General features: G+C 70.4%; 17 protein-coding genes and 1 rRNA gene. All 18 read left to right on the top strand.

What is annotated here, in order from left to right:
• Positions 1–71: ribosomal RNA gene (gene rrf, locus ACT53O_RS09065) — 5S ribosomal RNA — on the top strand; the annotation flags it as partial.
• 140 nt (positions 72–211) lie between these two features.
• A complete protein-coding gene (locus tag ACT53O_RS09060; protein WP_294947491.1) occupies positions 212–370 on the top strand; it encodes a hypothetical protein in 159 nt (52 codons plus the stop codon).
• Positions 367–1,203: a TlyA family RNA methyltransferase gene (locus tag ACT53O_RS09055; protein ID WP_294947488.1), complete on the top strand. Its 837-nt coding sequence runs from the start codon at positions 367–369 to the stop codon at positions 1,201–1,203. Before ACT53O_RS09060 ends, ACT53O_RS09055 begins: the two co-directional genes overlap by 4 nt.
• Positions 1,200–2,156: an NAD kinase gene (locus tag ACT53O_RS09050; RefSeq protein WP_294947485.1), complete on the top strand. Its 957-nt coding sequence runs from the start codon at positions 1,200–1,202 to the stop codon at positions 2,154–2,156. The genes ACT53O_RS09055 and ACT53O_RS09050 overlap by 4 nt, the downstream gene beginning before the upstream one ends.
• Positions 2,153–3,856 carry a DNA repair protein RecN gene (gene recN / locus ACT53O_RS09045; RefSeq protein ID WP_476151954.1) on the top strand — a complete coding sequence of 568 codons (1,704 nt, stop codon included), beginning with the start codon at positions 2,153–2,155 and terminating at the stop codon, positions 3,854–3,856. Before ACT53O_RS09050 ends, recN begins: the two co-directional genes overlap by 4 nt.
• Positions 3,857–3,862: 6 nt before the next feature.
• A complete protein-coding gene (locus tag ACT53O_RS09040) occupies positions 3,863–5,572 on the top strand; it encodes a CTP synthase (RefSeq protein ID WP_039416346.1) in 1,710 nt (569 codons plus the stop codon).
• On the top strand, positions 5,565–6,230 hold the full coding sequence (locus ACT53O_RS09035) for an NUDIX domain-containing protein (protein WP_135950133.1): 666 nt from the start codon (positions 5,565–5,567) through the stop codon (positions 6,228–6,230). Before ACT53O_RS09040 ends, ACT53O_RS09035 begins: the two co-directional genes overlap by 8 nt.
• A gap of 37 nt (positions 6,231–6,267) precedes the next feature.
• The gene (gene xerD, locus ACT53O_RS09030) at positions 6,268–7,194 is read left to right on the top strand and encodes a site-specific tyrosine recombinase XerD (protein ID WP_135950132.1); all 927 of its coding nucleotides are present in this window, start codon (positions 6,268–6,270) and stop codon (positions 7,192–7,194) included.
• Between the two features lie 92 nt (positions 7,195–7,286).
• Positions 7,287–7,925, top strand: coding sequence for a vitamin K epoxide reductase family protein (locus ACT53O_RS09025; protein WP_135950131.1), 639 nt, complete (start codon positions 7,287–7,289; stop codon positions 7,923–7,925).
• A 73-nt stretch (positions 7,926–7,998) separates the two neighbouring features.
• Entirely contained in the window at positions 7,999–9,255 is a 1,257-nt protein-coding gene (locus ACT53O_RS09020) for an aminotransferase class V-fold PLP-dependent enzyme (protein WP_135950130.1), read from the top strand.
• Position 9,256: 1 nt separating this feature from the next.
• Positions 9,257–10,354, top strand: a complete 1,098-nt coding sequence (locus tag ACT53O_RS09015; RefSeq protein ID WP_135950129.1) for a hypothetical protein — start codon at positions 9,257–9,259, stop codon at positions 10,352–10,354.
• A gap of 87 nt (positions 10,355–10,441) precedes the next feature.
• Entirely contained in the window at positions 10,442–11,326 is an 885-nt protein-coding gene (locus ACT53O_RS09010; RefSeq protein WP_036285194.1) for a ParA family protein, read from the top strand.
• Entirely contained in the window at positions 11,310–12,158 is an 849-nt protein-coding gene (locus ACT53O_RS09005) for a segregation and condensation protein A (protein ID WP_476151950.1), read from the top strand. The genes ACT53O_RS09010 and ACT53O_RS09005 overlap by 17 nt, the downstream gene beginning before the upstream one ends.
• Positions 12,148–12,756, top strand: a complete 609-nt coding sequence (scpB, locus tag ACT53O_RS09000) for an SMC-Scp complex subunit ScpB (RefSeq protein WP_135950127.1) — start codon at positions 12,148–12,150, stop codon at positions 12,754–12,756. Before ACT53O_RS09005 ends, scpB begins: the two co-directional genes overlap by 11 nt.
• On the top strand, positions 12,753–13,523 hold the full coding sequence (locus ACT53O_RS08995) for a pseudouridine synthase (protein ID WP_039416355.1): 771 nt from the start codon (positions 12,753–12,755) through the stop codon (positions 13,521–13,523). Before scpB ends, ACT53O_RS08995 begins: the two co-directional genes overlap by 4 nt.
• 11 nt (positions 13,524–13,534) lie before the next feature.
• Positions 13,535–14,656 carry a prephenate dehydrogenase gene (locus tag ACT53O_RS08990; protein ID WP_476151947.1) on the top strand — a complete coding sequence of 374 codons (1,122 nt, stop codon included), beginning with the start codon at positions 13,535–13,537 and terminating at the stop codon, positions 14,654–14,656.
• The gene (gene cmk / locus ACT53O_RS08985; RefSeq protein ID WP_039416357.1) at positions 14,653–15,354 is read left to right on the top strand and encodes a (d)CMP kinase; all 702 of its coding nucleotides are present in this window, start codon (positions 14,653–14,655) and stop codon (positions 15,352–15,354) included. The genes ACT53O_RS08990 and cmk overlap by 4 nt, the downstream gene beginning before the upstream one ends.
• On the top strand, positions 15,344–16,867 hold the full coding sequence (der, locus tag ACT53O_RS08980; RefSeq protein ID WP_476151944.1) for a ribosome biogenesis GTPase Der: 1,524 nt from the start codon (positions 15,344–15,346) through the stop codon (positions 16,865–16,867). Before cmk ends, der begins: the two co-directional genes overlap by 11 nt.
• The last annotated feature ends 7 nt before the right edge of the window (positions 16,868–16,874 follow it).

Below are 16,874 nucleotides of genomic sequence, written 5' to 3'. Positions count from 1 at the left end.
CGGAAGCTAAGCCTCACAGCGCCGATGGTACTGCAGGGGGGACCCTGTGGGAGAGTAGGACACCGCCGGACTTCTTTCCAGGAAATGGCCACCCAACGCTGGGTGGCCATTTCCCGTTAACACGACTCCACGCGCCGGCCCCGCCGATGGCGGGACGTGCGGCGGCGCCGTGGTCGTGTCGGCACCGGCGACTATCGTGGAAGGTATGTCCATGAACGCCGACGACTCGCACGCCCGCCGCGAGGACCTGCTGTCCGCGCTCGAGGTGATCGAGGAGCAGCCGCTCGCCGAGCGGGCGGCCGCCTATGCCGCGCTGCACGATGATCTGTCGCGCCGGCTGGAGTCCGGCCCGCGCGACGGCGCGCAGTGACGGCTCGACTGGACGCGGCGCTGGCGTCTCGGGGCCTCTCGCGGTCCCGCACGCAGGCGGTGCGTGACATCGAGGCGGGTCTGGTCAGCGTCGACGGCGTCTATGTCGTCAAGCCGTCGACCCCGGTGTCGGACGATGCGGTTCTCGTCGTCGACGGTGCCGACCATTACGTGAGCCGAGCGGCCCACAAGCTCGTGTCTGCGCTGGATGCTTTCGACGTGCAAGTGGCCGGACGCGAAGCGCTCGACCTCGGCGCCTCCACGGGCGGGTTCACCCAGGTTCTCCGCGAACGCGGTGCGCGCCGGGTGGTGGCCGTGGACGTCGGCCACGATCAGCTGGCGCCCGTGATCCGTGCCGACGCGCACGTCACCGTCGTCGAGGGGTTCAACGTCCGCTACATGACGGCGGCGTCGCTGTCCGAGGCTGCCGGGTTCGCGGTCGATCCCGAGGTGATCGTCGCTGATCTGTCGTTCATCTCGCTCACTCTCGTGGTGCCGGCTGTCGCAGCCGTCGCGACGGCGGAGAGCGACATCGTTCTGCTAATCAAGCCGCAGTTCGAGGTGGGGCGGACCGGCGTTCGTGAGGGACTGGTCACGGATGCCGCGGCCCGTTCCGACGCGGCTGCCGGCGTGCTGTGGGCCGCGTGGGACGCGGGGCTGGCGACGGCGGGATTCATCGCCTCGCCCCTCGCCGGCACGCATGGCAACCACGAATACCTCGTCCACCTGCGTCGGCGCGATCAGCCTCCACTCGGCCACGGTGACGGTCCGGTCGCCAGCGGCAATCCGACAGAATGGCTGAGGACGATCGACGAAGCGACGGGAGCGGTATGACAGATTCGACGGTGCCGCGCTCCATCCTCGTCGTGGCGCACGCGCGCCGCGACGACACGGTGGCAGCGGCTCGGCGTGTGATCGCTGCGCTCATCGCCGCCGAGGCGCGTCCCGTTCTCGCCGTCGACGACCCGGAGCTCGTTGACGCACTCTCTGATCTCGGCCCGCTCGCCGCCCTCGGAACGGACGTGCCCGTCGCCGACATCGAGCTGGCGGTGGTGCTGGGCGGCGACGGCACGATTCTGCGCGCCGCCGAACTCGTGCGCGACGGTGCCGCTCCGATCCTCGGTATCAATATGGGACATGTCGGCTTCCTCGCCGAGATCGATCCGGACGACATCGATGACGCGATGCGTCGGATCATCGCCTGCGACTACCAGGTCGAGGAACGGATGACGCTCTCGGTGCGTGTCAAAGACGCCGGCGGCGACGTCATCTACGAGACGTGGGCGCTCAACGAGGCGACGGTCGAGAAGGCGGCGCGCGAGCGCATGATGGAGGTCGTCATGGAGATCGACCGCCGTCCTCTCTCGAGCTTCGGTTGCGACGGCGTCGTCATCGCCACACCGACAGGCTCCACGGCGTACAACTTCTCCGCCGGCGGGCCGGTGATCTGGCCGACCGTCGAAGCGATCGCCGTGGTTCCGCTGTCGGCCCACGCACTGTTCGCACGCCCTCTCGTGGTGGGGCCGGAGGCGACGGTCGCGATCGAGGTGCTGGCGCGCACGGACGGCACCGGGATCATGTGGTGCGACGGGCGACGCTCGCACGACCTGCCGCCCGGCGCCCGCGTCGTCGTGGGCAAGTCCTCGCGCCCCGTACGCCTCGCTCGCCTGCATCCGGCGCCCTTCACCGACCGGCTCGTCCGGAAGTTCCAGCTGCCCGTCACCGGGTGGCGGGGTCCGGATGAGACCTCCGCGACGCGACCGACGAGTGCGGAGGGCCGGGCGTGATCGAGCAGATGACGCTCCGCGACCTCGGTGTCATCGCTGACGCGACCCTCCCGATGGGTGCCGGCTTCACGGCCATCACCGGAGAGACCGGCGCCGGCAAGACGATGGTCGTCACCGGTCTCGGTCTTCTGCTCGGAGCGCGCGCGGACTCGGGCGTCGTCCGCGCGGGCGCGGCCCAGGCCGCCGTCGAGGGCGTCTGGCTGGTTCCCGAGTCGGGCCCGGTGGCCGACCGCGTGACGGATGCCGGGGGAGAGGTCGAGCCGATCGGTGGGGGGCGTGCCGAGCTGTATCTGGGGCGCACGGTCACCGCCGAGGGGCGCAGTCGTGCGAGCGTCGGCGGCCGCGCCGCGCCCGCGGGCGTGCTCGCCGATCTCGCTGAGCAGCTCGTGGTCGTCCACGGCCAGTCCGATCAACTGCGGTTGCGTTCGAGTGCGGCCCAGCGTGATGCGCTGGACCGCTTCGGCGCCGCCGAGATCGCGCCCGTCGCGGAGGAGTACCGCCAGGCCTACGCCGCGCAGCGTGAGCTCGCCGCTCACATCGCGGAGATCACCGGCAATGCGCAGGCGCGCGCGGCCGAAGCCGAGCAGCTGCGCATCGCCCTCGCCGAGATCGAGCAGGTCGATCCCCAACCGGGCGAAGACGTCGAGCTCGCGCACCGCGCCGAGAGACTGGCGAACGTCGAGGCGCTGCGTCAGGCGGCAGCCATTGCGCACGACGCACTGTCGGGCGGCGGTGACGTTCCCGACGTGGGCCTACTCATCGCCGAGGCGCGTCGTGCTCTGGAACGGGCGGTGCGCGCCGACACCGTGCTGGCCGCCCACGCCGCGACACTCGACGACATCTCGTATCGGGTCGCCGATCTCGCCACAGAGCTGAGCGCGTACCTCGCCGATCTGGACGATGCCGGCCCCCACGAACTCGCCGCGGTCGAAGAGCGCCGCGCCGCCGTGACGAGCATCGTGCGAGCCCACGGCAGCCTGGACGCCGCACTCGAACTGGCCCGATCGGGCGCGTTCCGACTGGCCGAGCTCGATGACGACGGCGAGCGGATCGCGCGTCTGCAGGACGACGAGCGCGAAGCTGCGGCCGCGCTGGACGCGGCCGCAGCGCGGCTCACCGCCGCCCGGCGTGCGGCGGCGGAGCGTCTGGCTGCCGCCGTGACCGAGGAGCTGCACGCCCTGGCGCTGCCCGACGCGCGGGTGGTCGTCGCCGTCGAGGAGGCAGTCGCCTCGGCATCCGGTCGGGACGAGGTCACGATTCTGCTGGCGCCGCATCCCGGCGCCGAGCCCCGCCCGGTCGCCAAGAGCGCGTCCGGCGGTGAGCTCAGCCGCGTCATGCTCGCGATCGAGGTCGTCATCGCGGGCACCGGCGGGGTGCCCACGTTCGTGTTCGACGAGGTGGATGCCGGGATCGGCGGTGCCGCGGCGATCGAGGTGGGGCGCCGCCTCGCCCGCCTCGCCGAGACGAGCCAGGTCATCGTGGTCACGCACCTCGCCCAGGTCGCCGCTTTCGCCTCGAACCATCTCAGCGTCGTCAAGGCCGGCGACGGCTCGGTCACCGCCTCGAGCGTGCGCGCGCTCACCGGCGCCGACCGCGAGGCCGAGATGGCGCGGCTGCTGTCCGGCCTGGCCGATTCGACGACCGCGCTCGAGCACGCCCGGGAGCTTCTGAGCCTCGGCCACTCCGGACTGATAGGATGAAAGCCCGTGACGGACACTCATTCAGCAGGTAAGACGGCGGGCAAGACTTCAAGCGACACCACCAAGCACATCTTCGTGACGGGCGGTGTCGTTTCGTCTTTGGGGAAGGGTCTGACCGCCGCGTCTTTGGGTAATCTGCTGACAGCGCGCGGACTGCGCGTGGTGATGCAGAAGCTCGACCCGTACCTGAACGTCGACCCGGGCACGATGAACCCGTTCCAGCACGGCGAGGTGTTCGTCACCGACGACGGCGCGGAGACCGACCTCGACATCGGCCACTACGAGCGCTTCCTCGACATCGAGCTGAGTCAGGCCGCCAACGTGACCACGGGGCAGATCTACTCCCAGGTGATCGCCCGCGAGCGCCGCGGCGAGTACCTCGGCGACACGGTGCAGGTCATCCCGCACATCACCGACGAGATCAAGCGCCGCATGCGCCTGCAGGCCGACGAGACGCCCAAGCCCGATGTCATCATCACCGAGATCGGCGGCACCGTCGGCGACATCGAGTCGCAGCCGTTCATCGAGTCGGCGCGTCAGATCCGCCATGAGCTCGGACGCAAGAACGTCTTCTTCGTGCACGTCTCGCTCGTGCCGTTCATGGGCGCGTCCGGCGAGCAGAAGACCAAGCCCACGCAGCACTCCGTTGCGGCCCTGCGCTCCATCGGCATCCAGCCTGACGCCCTCGTGCTGCGCAGCGACCGCCCCGTCACCGAATCGAACAAGCGCAAGATCGCGCTGATGTGCGACGTGGACGAGGATGCCGTGGTCAACGCGGTGGACGTGCCGTCGATCTACGACATTCCGACCATGCTCAACGAGCAGGGCCTCGACGGCTACATCGTCGACGCGCTGGGCCTTACGAACAAGGCCGCCGAGGTCGATTGGACGCGCTGGAGCAAGGTGCTCAACGCGGTCCACAACCCCAAGCACGAGGTGACGATCGGGCTCGTCGGCAAGTACATCGATCTTCCGGACGCGTACCTGTCGGTCACCGAGGCCCTCAAAGCCGGAGGATTCGCGCAGGAGACGAAGGTCCAGGTGCAGTGGATCGCCTCCGACCTCTGCGAGACGCCCGAGGGTGCCGAGAAGGCGCTCGGCGCGCTCGACGGCATCGTCGTTCCCGGTGGCTTCGGCATCCGCGGTATCGAGGGCAAGCTCGGCGCGCTGCGCTTCGCCCGCGAGCAGGGCATTCCCACGCTCGGCATCTGCCTGGGACTGCAGTGCATGGTCATCGAGTACGCGCGCAACGTCGCCGGCATCGAGGGGGCGTCGTCCAGTGAGTTCGATCCCGACACCACCCACCCGGTGATCGCGACGATGGCCGAGCAGGTCGACATCATCGACCACGGCGACATGGGCGGCACGATGCGGCTCGGGCTCTACGAGGCCGAGCTGGCCGAGGGGTCGCTGGCGGCGGAGGTGTATGGCGCCGAGCGTGCCAGCGAGCGTCACCGCCACCGCTACGAGGTCAACAACCGCTACCGCGATCAGATCGCCGACGCCGGCATGTGGTTCTCGGGGCTGTCGCCCGACCATGGGCTCGTCGAGTACGTCGAGCTGCCGCGCGAGGTGCACCCGTACTACATCGCCACGCAGGCCCACCCCGAACTGCGTTCGCGGCCGACCGAGGCGAACCCGCTGTTCCGCGGTCTCATCGCGGCGGCACTGGAGCGGCACCGCTCGAGCGAGCTCTTCGAGGTGGAGGGTGACTGATCCGAGCGGTGCGGAGCCGCTGGCCGACGAGGCAGTGGACGTCGAGGTCGTCCGCAGTGAGACGCCGTTCGTCGGTCGGGTATGGAACATCCGTCGCGACGAACTCGCCTACAACGGGACGTCCATCGTTCGCGAGTACATGGATCACACCGGCGCGGTGGCGGTGTTCGCGCTCGACGAGAACGATCGGGTGCTGCTCATCAAGCAGTACCGTCACCCCGTGCGACTGCGCGACTGGGAGATCCCGGCGGGGCTGCTCGACATCGGAGGGGAGTCGCCGCTCGTGGCGGCCCAGCGTGAGCTCGCCGAGGAGGCGGACCTGGTCGCAGCATCCTGGCACGTGCTGGGGGAGTTCATGACCTCGCCCGGCGGCAGCGACGAGACCATCCGCATCTACCTCGCGCGCGACCTGCGTGCGGCGGACGAGACGTTCGCGCGGGAGGCGGAGGAAGCCGACATCGAGGTGCGGTGGGTGCCTCTGGACGAGGTCGTCGACGCCGTGCTCGCGCGCCGCGTGCAGAATCCGTCTCTGGTCGTCGGCACGCTCGCCGCCCACGCGTCGCGTGCGCGGGACTGGGTGACGCTGGCTCCGGGCGACGCTCCCTGGCCGCGGCGGTCGCGGCGCATCGGCGAGGACGGATCCGGCTTCGCGCGATGACGCGTGTCGGTGAGCGTTCCCCGCGGCCGGTGACGCGGTGAGGCTCGAGCGTGCGGTCGACGCGTACCTGCGTCACATCACGATCGAGCGCGGGCTCTCCGAGCACACGATCGCGGCCTACCGCCGTGACCTCGAAGGCTATCGCGAGTGGCTTGCGGTAGCAGGCGTCGAGGACACGTCGGCGATCACTCCGGCGCTCGTCGCGCAGTTCGCCGCCGATCGCGCCGCTGCTGATCCGCCGCCCGCGGCGACGTCTCTGGCGCGGTTGCAGTCATCGGTGCGCGGCCTGCACCGCTTCCTCGTGCGGGAGGGCATCGAGACGTCGGACGCGAGCGATCGCCTGACCCCGCCGAAGACCCCCCAGCGCCTGCCGAAGGCGTTGACGATCGATCAGATCGGCGCGCTCCTGGATGCCGCGGGCCCCGCACCCGGCGCCGCGACCGAGACCGATGTGATCCGACTTCGCGACCGCGCCCTGCTCGAACTGCTCTACGCCACCGGCGCGCGCGTCTCGGAAGTGATGCAGCTCGACGTCGATGACATCGCCGGCGACGCCGATCTGCTTCGCGTACGCGGAAAGGGACAGAAGGAGCGCATCGTGCCGGTCGGCTCGTACGCTCGGGCCGCCGTCGACGCCTATCTGGCGCGCTCGCGCCCGGAACTTTCACGTCGCGGGCACGCGACCCCGCGATTGTTCCTCGGCGCGCGTGGGGCGCCTCTGTCGCGCCAGAGTGCGTGGCTGATCATTCAGGCGGCGGCCGAGCGGGCGGGCCTGCGCGCGCACGTGTCGCCGCACACCTTCCGGCACTCCTTCGCGACGCACCTCCTGCAGGGCGGGGCCGACGTGCGCGTCGTGCAGGAACTGCTCGGTCACGCATCGGTGGCGACGACGCAGATCTACACGCACGTGACCGTCGACGCCCTGCGCGACGTGTACCTCACGTCGCACCCGCGGGCACGCTGAGCCGCGCGCGGATGTCGGCTCCCGCCGCCGCGGCGGTATAAATACGGCGCATCGAGACGACGCGACGACCGACGGCGAGAGACGATGGCGCCATGATCGTTGCGCCTTCCGCCCCCGCGACCACCGCCGCGACGCCTCGCCTTCACCTTCCGGGGCGCGGTCTTGCGATCTGGTGGATCGTCGCCGGGGCGCTCGGCGGCATCGTCGCGTTTCTGCTGTACCTGGAGTACATCGGCCAGCTGACCGGTGGCACGCCGCTGATCAGCTGCAGCATCAGCCCGATCGTGACGTGCGGGCCGAACCTGCTGTCGCCGGGTGGCAACCTGCTGGGATTCAGCAACGCGATCATCGGCATCATGCTGTTCTTCGGGCCGGTCTACGCCGGTGTCTCGGCCCTCGCCGCGCCCGGAGGGCTGCGTACGTGGTTCTGGCGCGTGTACGCGATCTTCGTCGCCGGCGCGTTCGTGTTCGTGCACGTGCTCGCCTACCGCAGTGTCTTCGAGTACGGCTCGCTGTGCCCCTGGTGCATGGTCATCTGGCTCGTGACGATCCCGCTGTTCTGGACGGTGCTGGGGTGGACCCTGGCCGACGGCGTCTGGGGCAGTGCGGCCGGCGTGCGGCGCATCGGCGTCGCCGTGCTGTCGTGGCTTCCCCTGGTCGTCGTGCTGGACTACCTCGTGATCGCGGTGGCGGCCCAGGTGCGACTGGACGTCATCGGCAGTCTCATCTGAACCTCGGCGGCGTCCGGATCTTTCACGGCCGGAGCCCCGACGCGGACCCGAGAGGTCCGACCACAATGGCGGAATGGATGCCGCGCGCCGACCGACCCGACGAGGCCTGTTCGGCCGGCACGCCGACCGCGCGTCCGGCGCGCCGACGGCCGCAGCCGGCGGCCGACCGGGCTTCGGGTATCTGAGTGCCGACGAGGTCTACCTCGACTCCGCCTGCCAGACGCTGCGACCGCAGCCGGTGATCGACGCCGTCCAGGACTACTACCAGCGCCTCTACGCCTGCGGAGGGCGTGTGCGCTACGACGCGGGGCGCCGGGTCGATGCCGAGGTGGCACGGGTCCGAGAGCGGGTCCTGGCCACCCTGGGGGTGTCTCCCCGCCACTACTCGTGCGCCTTCACACTGAACACGACGTACGGACTCAACCTGCTGCTGTCGGCACTTCCGCCCGGGCGCTTCGCGCGTATCGTCACGACCGTCACCGAGCACAACGCCGTGTTCCTCTCGACGATCGCGGCCGCGCGGCGTGCCGGCATCCCGCGCGTCGTCGTGGAGCGAGACGACGACGCCCGCGTGCTCGTCGATCCCGAGGCGGTGCGGGACGCCGTCGTGGTCGTGTCGGCGATGGACAACGTGATCGGTGCCGTGACGCCGGACCTTCGCGAGCTCATCGCGAGTGTGCACCGCGGGGGCGGCATCGTGATCGTCGACGCGGCTCAGGCGGCGGGTCACGCGCTCGACGCTCTTCGCGGTCTCGACGCCGACGCGATCTGCTTCTCGGCGCACAAGATGTACGGCCCCTCGCTCGGTGTGGTCGTCGCCACCCGTGAGCTGCTGCTCTCACTCGATCCCGTCCTGGTGGGCGGCGGCCAGGTCAGTGCCGTCACGGCCGACGACTTCGCCCTGCTGCCCGACCCCCACACGCGGCTCGAACCGGGTCTGCAGGCATGGGCGGAGATCATCGGGTTCGGGGCTGCATTGGACTGGCTGGGCGACGTCCGCGGCGCCGGCGGCGAGACACTGTCCGCGTACGAAGCCCGACTGGGCGCGCGACTTCACGACGGCCTCGCCGCGCTGCCGCGTCTGCAGATGGTCGGTGCGGCGTCGCCGGTGATCTCGGTGCTGCCCGAGCGCGTCGACGGGCACCGGCTCGCCGCCTTCCTCGCGCGCGCCGGCATCGCCGTCCGCAGCGGCGCGTTCTGCGCCCACTACTGGATTCTCGAGCGCCGCGGCCTCGGGCCGCTCGTGCGCTTCAGCGTCGGCGCCCACAACACCGACGCGGACATCGACCGCACGCTCGAGGTCATGACCGCGATGATGAAGGGACTGTGACATGGTCTGCATCGTCGCGTTCATCGTCGTGCTGGTGCTCTCGGCGGTATCGGCAAAATACCGCAGGCTTCTCGGCACGGCGTGGAGCTGCGCGTGGCGCCGGGTGACCATGCGTCCGTGCGACACGACGTTCCGCGACGACGTCAAGAACTCGCTGCTGGCGCCTCTGGCGCTGCGGGCGCCGCGACTGGTGCGTCCGGCCAGCATCGCGATCGAGGTGGTCGCGTGGCTCATGGTGCTGAGCCTCGTCGTCAGCCTCTATCTCGTCGGGCGCAGCGGCCTGAACCTCTTCGTCTACGGCACCTGCGACAAGCAGAACGCGCAGGCCTGCTCGCTGGCCGCGCAGGCGTGCTCGATCGACGCCGGCCAGCCCGGCTTCTGGGAGTCGATCGGAGAGGGCGACGTCTTCGGCGCTTTCGGACGCGAGTTCGCGTCGGTGGGCGACACGATCGCGACGATCCCGAGTCGACTGCGCACCTGGGATGCCGCGGACTTCGCCTCCGCCGACGCCACCTATCTCGGCGGGTACACCGCCGGGCGTCCCACGGCGCTGGAGGTTCTCGATCCCGGATGCCGCTACTGCGCGCAGTTGTTCCGCAACATGCGCGACGCCGGCTTCGACGGCACACACAACGTGACCTACCTCGCGTATCCGATCCGCGGCGGCTTCGGTGACAAGTTCGCCAACTCGCAGCTGGTCGCCACCTATCTCGCCGCGACCCGCGCGTTCGAGGCCGAACGCGGGGCCGCGGGCGCGTCGAACGCCGCTGCCGCACAGACCGGGGACTGGTACATCCTCGAGCAGCTGTTCACGACGCAGGCGTCCGACGGCACCACGACCCAGGAATGGATGAACGCCGCGAGCGCCGCCGACGCGACCCAGCGACTGCAGCAGTGGCTGACCGACGACGGCTACACCGCGGACGATGTCGCGCGGATCGCCGCCCTCACCGGATCGCCGGAGGTCGCGGCATCCCTCCAGCACGCACGCGACGTCGTCGAGAACGAGATCCGGACCGTATCGATCCCGTCGCTGATCGCCGGTGGAGGGCTTCACGCCGGGCTCGTCGACGTCGACACCCTGCGGGGCCTCGGCTGAGCCGCCGCCACCCTGTGCGAGAATCGAGGAACACGGCGGCGCAGGTCCGTCCGGCCCTGGGAAGGGCATCAGGAAGCAGGAGTGTCGGTGGCGGATAAGACGCGGGGGACGAAGAAGGCCCTCTCGGAGGACGTGCCCATCGGTCCCACCGGTCGGCCGTACCAGGGCTTCCCGACCCCGCCGCCGCTGTCGGCGCACGGCCCCGCGCGCATCATCGCCCTGTGCAACCAGAAGGGCGGCGTCGGCAAGACGACGACCACGATCAACCTGGCCGCCTCGCTCGCCCAGTACGGGCGACGCGTCCTCGCCATCGACTTCGATCCGCAGGGTGCGCTCTCGGCGGGCCTGGGCATCCAGACCCACGACATCCCGACGATCTACGACCTGCTGCTGGACACGAAGCGCGATCCGCACGAGACGATCGTGCACACCTCGGTCGAAGGCCTCGACGTCATTCCGGCGAACATCGACCTGTCGGCGGCGGAGGTGCACCTCGTCAACGAGGTCGCCCGTGAGACGATCCTCGCCCGCGTGCTGCGCAAGGTCGCGGGGGAGTACGACGTCATCCTCATCGACTGCCAGCCCTCCCTGGGTCTGCTGACGGTCAACGCGCTCACGGCGAGCCACGGCGTGCTCATCCCGCTGGAGTGCGAGTTCTTCGCCCTGCGCGGGGTCGCCCTGCTCATCGAGACGATCGACAAGGTGCGCGACCGGCTCAACCCGGCGATCGAGCTGGACGGCGTGCTCGCGACGATGTACGACCCGCGCACGCTCCACTCGCGCGAGGTGCTCGAGCGCGTCGTGGAGGCGTTCGGCGACGACGTCCTCGAGACGGTGATCGGGCGCACGGTGAAGTTCCCGGACGCGTCGGTGTCGGGCGTTCCCATCACGACGTTCGCCCCGGAGCACGCCGCCGCCCAGGCCTACCTGCGCCTCGCGCGGGAGCTGGTGGCTCGTGGCGCCGTCGCCTGACGACCCCGAGGTCGTCACCGCGGAGAGTCCGACCGCCCCGGAGAGCGAGTCGACCGGGTTCCGGGTCTCCCTCGGCAACTTCGACGGCCCGTTCGACCTTCTGCTGACGCTGCTCGGCAAGCATGAGCTCGACATCACCGAGATCTCCCTCAGCACGGTCACCGACGAGTTCATCGCGTATCTGAAGGGTCTCGAGTCCGACGACGAACTGGATCAGGCCTCCGAGTTCCTCGTCGTGGCGGCGACGCTGCTCGACATGAAGGTCGCGGGCCTGCTGCCGCAGGGCGAGCTCGTGGATGCCGAGTCCGTCGCCCTGCTCGAAGCGCGCGACCTGCTGTTCGCGCGGCTGCTGCAGTACCGCGCGTTCAAGGAGGTGTCGGCCTGGTTCGAACGGAGCCTCCGCCGCGAAGACCGGCGGCACGTGCGCGCGGTGCGCCTCGACGAGAAGTACCGTCGCGCCGTTCCCGAGCTCGTCTGGACGCTGTCGAAAGAGGACTTCGCCGCCCTCGCGATGCTCGCCTTCGCCCCCAAGGAGATTCCGCACGTCGGGCTCGACCACCTGCACGCGCCGCTCGTATCCATCCGCGAGCAGGCCGCGATCGTCGTGACGCTGCTGCGTGACGCCGGAACCCTCAACTTCCGAGAGCTCGTCGCCGGGGTCGCGCAGACCGGTGTCGTCGTCGCGCGCTTCCTCGCGGTGCTCGAGCTCTACCGTCACGCCGCCCTCTCGTTCGAGCAGCTCGAGCCGCTCGGCGAGCTCACCCTGCGCTGGACCGCCGAGCGGTGGTCCGAAGAGAACCTCGCCACCCTGGGAGCCGACTATGACCACTGAGACCGACAACGACACCGCCCCACCGGTGCGCTCACAGGAGCCCGCTGATGTCGCGCGCCGCATCGAGGCCGTCCTGCTGATCGTCGACGAGCCGCAGAGCCTCGTCGCCCTCGCCGCCGCCGTCGGTGCCCCCGTGCCGACCGTTCGTCAGGCCGTCGAAACGCTCGTCGCCGACTACGACGGCGAGACGGGCGGCCCTCGCCGCGGTTTCGAGCTTCGCGAAGTGGGTGGCGGCTGGCGGCTGTACGTGCGCGATGAGCACGACGACCTCATCGCCGAGTACGTCGGCGGCCAGGCCCCGTCGCGCCTGTCGCAGGCGGCGCTGGAGACGCTCGCCGTCATCGCGTACAAGCAGCCCGTCACACGCAGCCAGGTCGCCTCGATCCGCGCCGTCAACGTCGACTCGGTGGTGCGCACGCTGCTGGCGCGAGGCCTCATCACCGAGCTGTTCACCGACCCCGAGACCGGCGCGATCAACTACGGCACGACCGACGCGCTGCTGGTGAACCTGGGCATCAACTCCCTCGACGAGCTGCCGCACATCTCGCCGCTGCTCGACGACGGCTCGGACGGTTTCGACGCGGAGGTGCTGCGATGACGAACACAGCGGATGCCGAGGGCGTGCGCCTGCAGAAGGTGCTCGCCAATGCCGGAGTCGCCTCGCGTCGGGTCTGCGAGCAGTACATCGTCGAGGGCCGGATCCGCGTGAACGGAGAGGTCGTCACCGAGCTCGGACGCCGCATCGACCCGGCATCCGACCTCGTCGATGTGGACGGCACCGCGATCCAGCTCGACACCACCAAGCGCTACGTCATGCTCAACAAGCCGACCGGCGTCGTCTCGTCGATGAAGGACGAGCAGGGCCGACCTGACCTCCGCCGTTTCACGAAGGACTGGGACGAGCGGCTCTACAACGTCGGCCGGCTGGATGCCGAGACCTCGGGACTGCTCGTGCTGACCAACGACGGCGAGCTCGCCCATGTGCTGGCTCACCCCTCCTTCGGGGTCACGAAGGTCTACATCGCTAAGGTCACAGGTCGCGTGACCGCCCAGACGATCGCACAGCTGACCGCGGGCGTCGACCTGGAGGACGGTCCGATCGCCGCCGACAAGGCGCGCCTGCTCGACACGTCCGGGGGCACTTCCCTCGTCGAGCTCACGCTGCACTCCGGACGCAACCGCATCGTCCGGCGCATGATGGCCGCCGTCGGTCACCCCGTGCTCGACCTCGTACGGCGTCAGTTCGGGCCGCTCCACCTGGGAACCCTCCCGGCGGGGCGTGCCCGCGAGTTGACTACAGTGGAACGCGGCGCGCTGCTCACCGTGGCGCGCCAGGCGGCGCCCACGCCGCCCGGGGACAGCTGAGGCGGAGAACAGTGACCGAACAGGCCGTTGCCGATCTGCGCACCCGCGCGGCCCGCACCTCCGGCACGGTCCGGATCGTCGGTGCCGGGCTGCTCGGTGCCAGCATCGGCCATGCGTTGCGCGCGCTCGGCGTCGACGTCGCCCTCGCCGACGCGTCGCCCGCCCAGTTGCGGCTCGCGATCGACTACGGTGCCGGTCGTGCGGCAAGTGACGACGACCGCCCGCTGCTGGTCGTCGTCGCCGTTCCGCCGGACGTGACGGCCGACGTCGTCGCCGACGAGCTGGCCGCATTCCCGGATGCCGTCGTCACCGATGTCGCCAGCGTCAAGCTCGACCCTCTGCACGAGCTCCGGGAGCGCGGCGTCGACCTCACGCACTACATCGGCTCGCACCCGATGGCGGGTCGTGAACGCGGCGGGGCCATCTCGGCGCGCGCGGACATCTTCGTGGGCCGTCCGTGGGTCGTCTGCCGCGATGCCGAGACTCCGGCATCCGATTTGGCCCTCGTCGAGGGACTCGCCCTCGACCTCGGCGCGACTCCCATCGAGATGACGCCGGAAGAGCACGACCGCGCCGTCGCGCTCGTGTCGCACGTGCCGCAGCTGGTGGCATCGCTGCTGGCCGGGCGGTTCGTCGACGCCCCCGACGGCTCGCTGCGTCTGGCCGGGCAGGGCGTGCGCGACACCACGCGTATCGCGGCCTCGGCGCCCGAGCTGTGGGTGCAGATCCTGGGCGCCAACTCCGCCCCGGTCGTCGACGTGCTCGACGCACTCTCCGATGACCTGCGCGCCGTGGCCGACGCCCTCCGCGCCCCCGACGCCCCCGGCGCACGTCGCGCCGTCGCCGACACGATCCGTCGCGGCAATGACGGGGTGGAGCGTCTTCCCGGCAAGCACGGGCAGAACCGGCGATACGAGAGTCTCGTCGTCATGGTCGACGACACGCCGGGGCAGCTCGGACGCCTGTTCGGCGAGCTCGGCGAGCTCGGGGTCAACGTCGAAGACCTGCGCCTGGAGCATTCGCCCGGAGCGCAGTTCGGTCTGGCCGAGATCAGTGTCGACCCGACCATCGTCCGTCACGCCGAGGAGGGCCTTCTCGCACGCGGCTGGAAGATCGCGAGCCTGCCCTCATGACCCTCACCATCGCCATCGACGGGCCCGCCGGTTCGGGCAAGTCCAGCGTGTCCAAACAGGTCGCGCGCGCACGCGGCTACGGCTACCTCGACACCGGCGCCGCCTACCGTGCCCTCGCATGGCACGTGCTGGCGCGGGGGACGGGCGCTGCCTCCGACACGGCGGACGAAGCGGTCGTGGTGGCTGCGGCATCCGACTTCCCCTACGCCATCTCGCTCGACCCCGACGACTACTGGGTGCGGGTGGGAGAGACCGACGTCACCGCCGCGATCCGTGAGCCGCGGGTGACCGCCGCCGTCAGCGGCGTCGCGCGCGTTCCCGCCGTGCGCGCGCAGGTCAACGAGCTGTTCCGCCGGCTCGTCCGCGAGTCGGGCCGTCCCGGTGTCGTCGTCGAAGGCCGCGACATCACCACCGTCGTCGCCCCCGACGCGCCGGTGCGGATCCTCCTCACCGCCGCACCCGACGTGCGCGCCGCCCGGCGCAGCGCGGAGCTGTCCGGCGAAGACGCCGGCGCCGTCGCTGCGGCGCTGCACCGCCGGGATGCCGCCGACAGTGCCGTCGTCGACTTCCTCACCGCCGCCGACGGCGTGACGGTCGTCGATTCGACCGATCTCGATTTCGCTCAGACCGTGGAGGCCGTCCTCGACGTGATCTCTGCGACTGTCCCCACCCCACAGGAGAACCACGATGGCCGCTGAAGACGAGTACGAGGCCGGTCCCGACCAGATCGAAGAGAAGCTCGCGAACCTCGACGAGGAGCTCGCCGAACAGCGGGCCGCCGCGCTGCGCGCGTCGCTCGCCGACTACGACCTGGACGAGGAGGACGACGACCTGCTCGCCGGCTTCACCGCCGGCGGCGAGGTCGTCGAGATGCTGCCCGCGCTGCCGGTCGTCGCGATCGTCGGCCGTCCGAACGTCGGCAAGTCGGCGCTGGTGAACCGCATCCTCGGCCGGCGCGAGGCGGTCGTCGAGGACACCCCGGGCGTCACGCGTGACCGCGTCACCTACAAGGCCGAGTGGATGGATCGCCGCTTCTCGCTCGTCGACACCGGCGGTTGGGAGCCAGACGCGCGCGGCATCGACCGCTCAGTCGCGGCGCAGGCCGAGGTCGCCATCGACCTGTGCGATGTGGTGCTGTTCGTCGTCGACGCCATGGTCGGCGCCACCGCGACCGACGAGGCCGTCGTGAAGCTGCTGCGCACGACGAAGAAGCCGGTCTTCCTCGTCGCGAACAAGATCGACGACGCCCGCCAGGAGCCCGAGGCCGCGGCGCTGTGGAACCTGGGCCTCGGTGAGCCGCACCCCGTGTCGGCCATCCACGGTCGCGGGGTCGCCGACCTGCTCGACGAGGTCATGAAGGTGCTGCCGGAGGTCTCGGCGGTCGCCAAGGGCGAGCTCGGCGGACCGCGTCGCGTCGCGATCCTCGGCCGCCCCAACGTCGGCAAGTCCTCACTGCTGAACAAGGCCGCAGGTGAGGAGCGCGTCGTCGTCAACGAGCTCGCCGGCACCACGCGCGACCCGGTGGACGAGGTCGTCGAACTCGGCGGCAAGCTGTGGCGCTTCGTCGACACCGCCGGCATCCGCCGTCGGGTGCACCTGCAGCAGGGCGCCGACTTCTACGCGTCGCTGCGCACCTCGGCCGCGCTCGAGAAGGCCGAGGTGGCCGTCGTCGTGCTCGACGTCTCGCAGTCGATCAGCGTGCAGGACCTCAACATCATCGACCTCGTGCTCGAGTCGGGGCGGGCGCTCGTGCTGGCGTTCAACAAGTGGGATCGCCTCAACGACGACGACATGGAGAACGCCGACCGGCGCCGCTATCTGGAACGCGAGATCGAGCAGGACCTCGCGCACGTCGCGTGGGCTCCGCGCGTGAACATCTCGGCCCGTACCGGCCGCCACCTCGACAAGCTCGTCCCCGCGCTGGAGACGGCGCTCGAATCGTGGGATCAGCGCATTCCGACCGGAAAGTTCAACGCGTTCCTCGCCGAGCTCATCGCGGAGCACCCGCATCCGCTGCGCGGAGGCAAGCAGCCGCGCATCCTCTTCGGCACGCAGGCGGGCACCCGTCCGCCGACCTTCGTGCTGTTCACCACCGGATTCCTCGACCCGGGCTACCGCCGATTCATCCAGCGGCGCCTGCGCGAGATCTTCGGCTTCGAGGGCACCCCGATCGTCGTCAACATGCGGGTGCGCGAGCGTCGCCAGCGCTGAGCGCGCG

This window comes from Microbacterium sp. DMC48, assembly GCF_056313825.1.
The sequence above is the reverse complement of the archived record's forward strand: the minus strand, read 5'-3'. Positions and strand labels throughout refer to the sequence as shown.

What these genes read in the sequence shown, in the direction of transcription:
- ACT53O_RS09060 (WP_294947491.1), top strand. Translation starts at nt 212, where the DNA reads ATGAACGCCGACGACTCGCACGCCCGCCGCGAGGACCTGCTGTCCGCG.
- ACT53O_RS09050 (WP_294947485.1), top strand. Translation starts at nt 1,200, where the DNA reads ATGACAGATTCGACGGTGCCGCGCTCCATCCTCGTCGTGGCGCACGCG.
- ACT53O_RS09025 (WP_135950131.1), top strand. Translation starts at nt 7,287, where the DNA reads ATGATCGTTGCGCCTTCCGCCCCCGCGACCACCGCCGCGACGCCTCGC.
- ACT53O_RS09020 (WP_135950130.1), top strand. Translation starts at nt 7,999, where the DNA reads ATGGATGCCGCGCGCCGACCGACCCGACGAGGCCTGTTCGGCCGGCAC.
- ACT53O_RS09015 (WP_135950129.1), top strand. Translation starts at nt 9,257, where the DNA reads ATGGTCTGCATCGTCGCGTTCATCGTCGTGCTGGTGCTCTCGGCGGTA.
- scpB (WP_135950127.1), top strand. Translation starts at nt 12,148, where the DNA reads ATGACCACTGAGACCGACAACGACACCGCCCCACCGGTGCGCTCACAG.
- ACT53O_RS08995 (WP_039416355.1), top strand. Translation starts at nt 12,753, where the DNA reads ATGACGAACACAGCGGATGCCGAGGGCGTGCGCCTGCAGAAGGTGCTC.
- cmk (WP_039416357.1), top strand. Translation starts at nt 14,653, where the DNA reads ATGACCCTCACCATCGCCATCGACGGGCCCGCCGGTTCGGGCAAGTCC.
- der (WP_476151944.1), top strand. Translation starts at nt 15,344, where the DNA reads ATGGCCGCTGAAGACGAGTACGAGGCCGGTCCCGACCAGATCGAAGAG.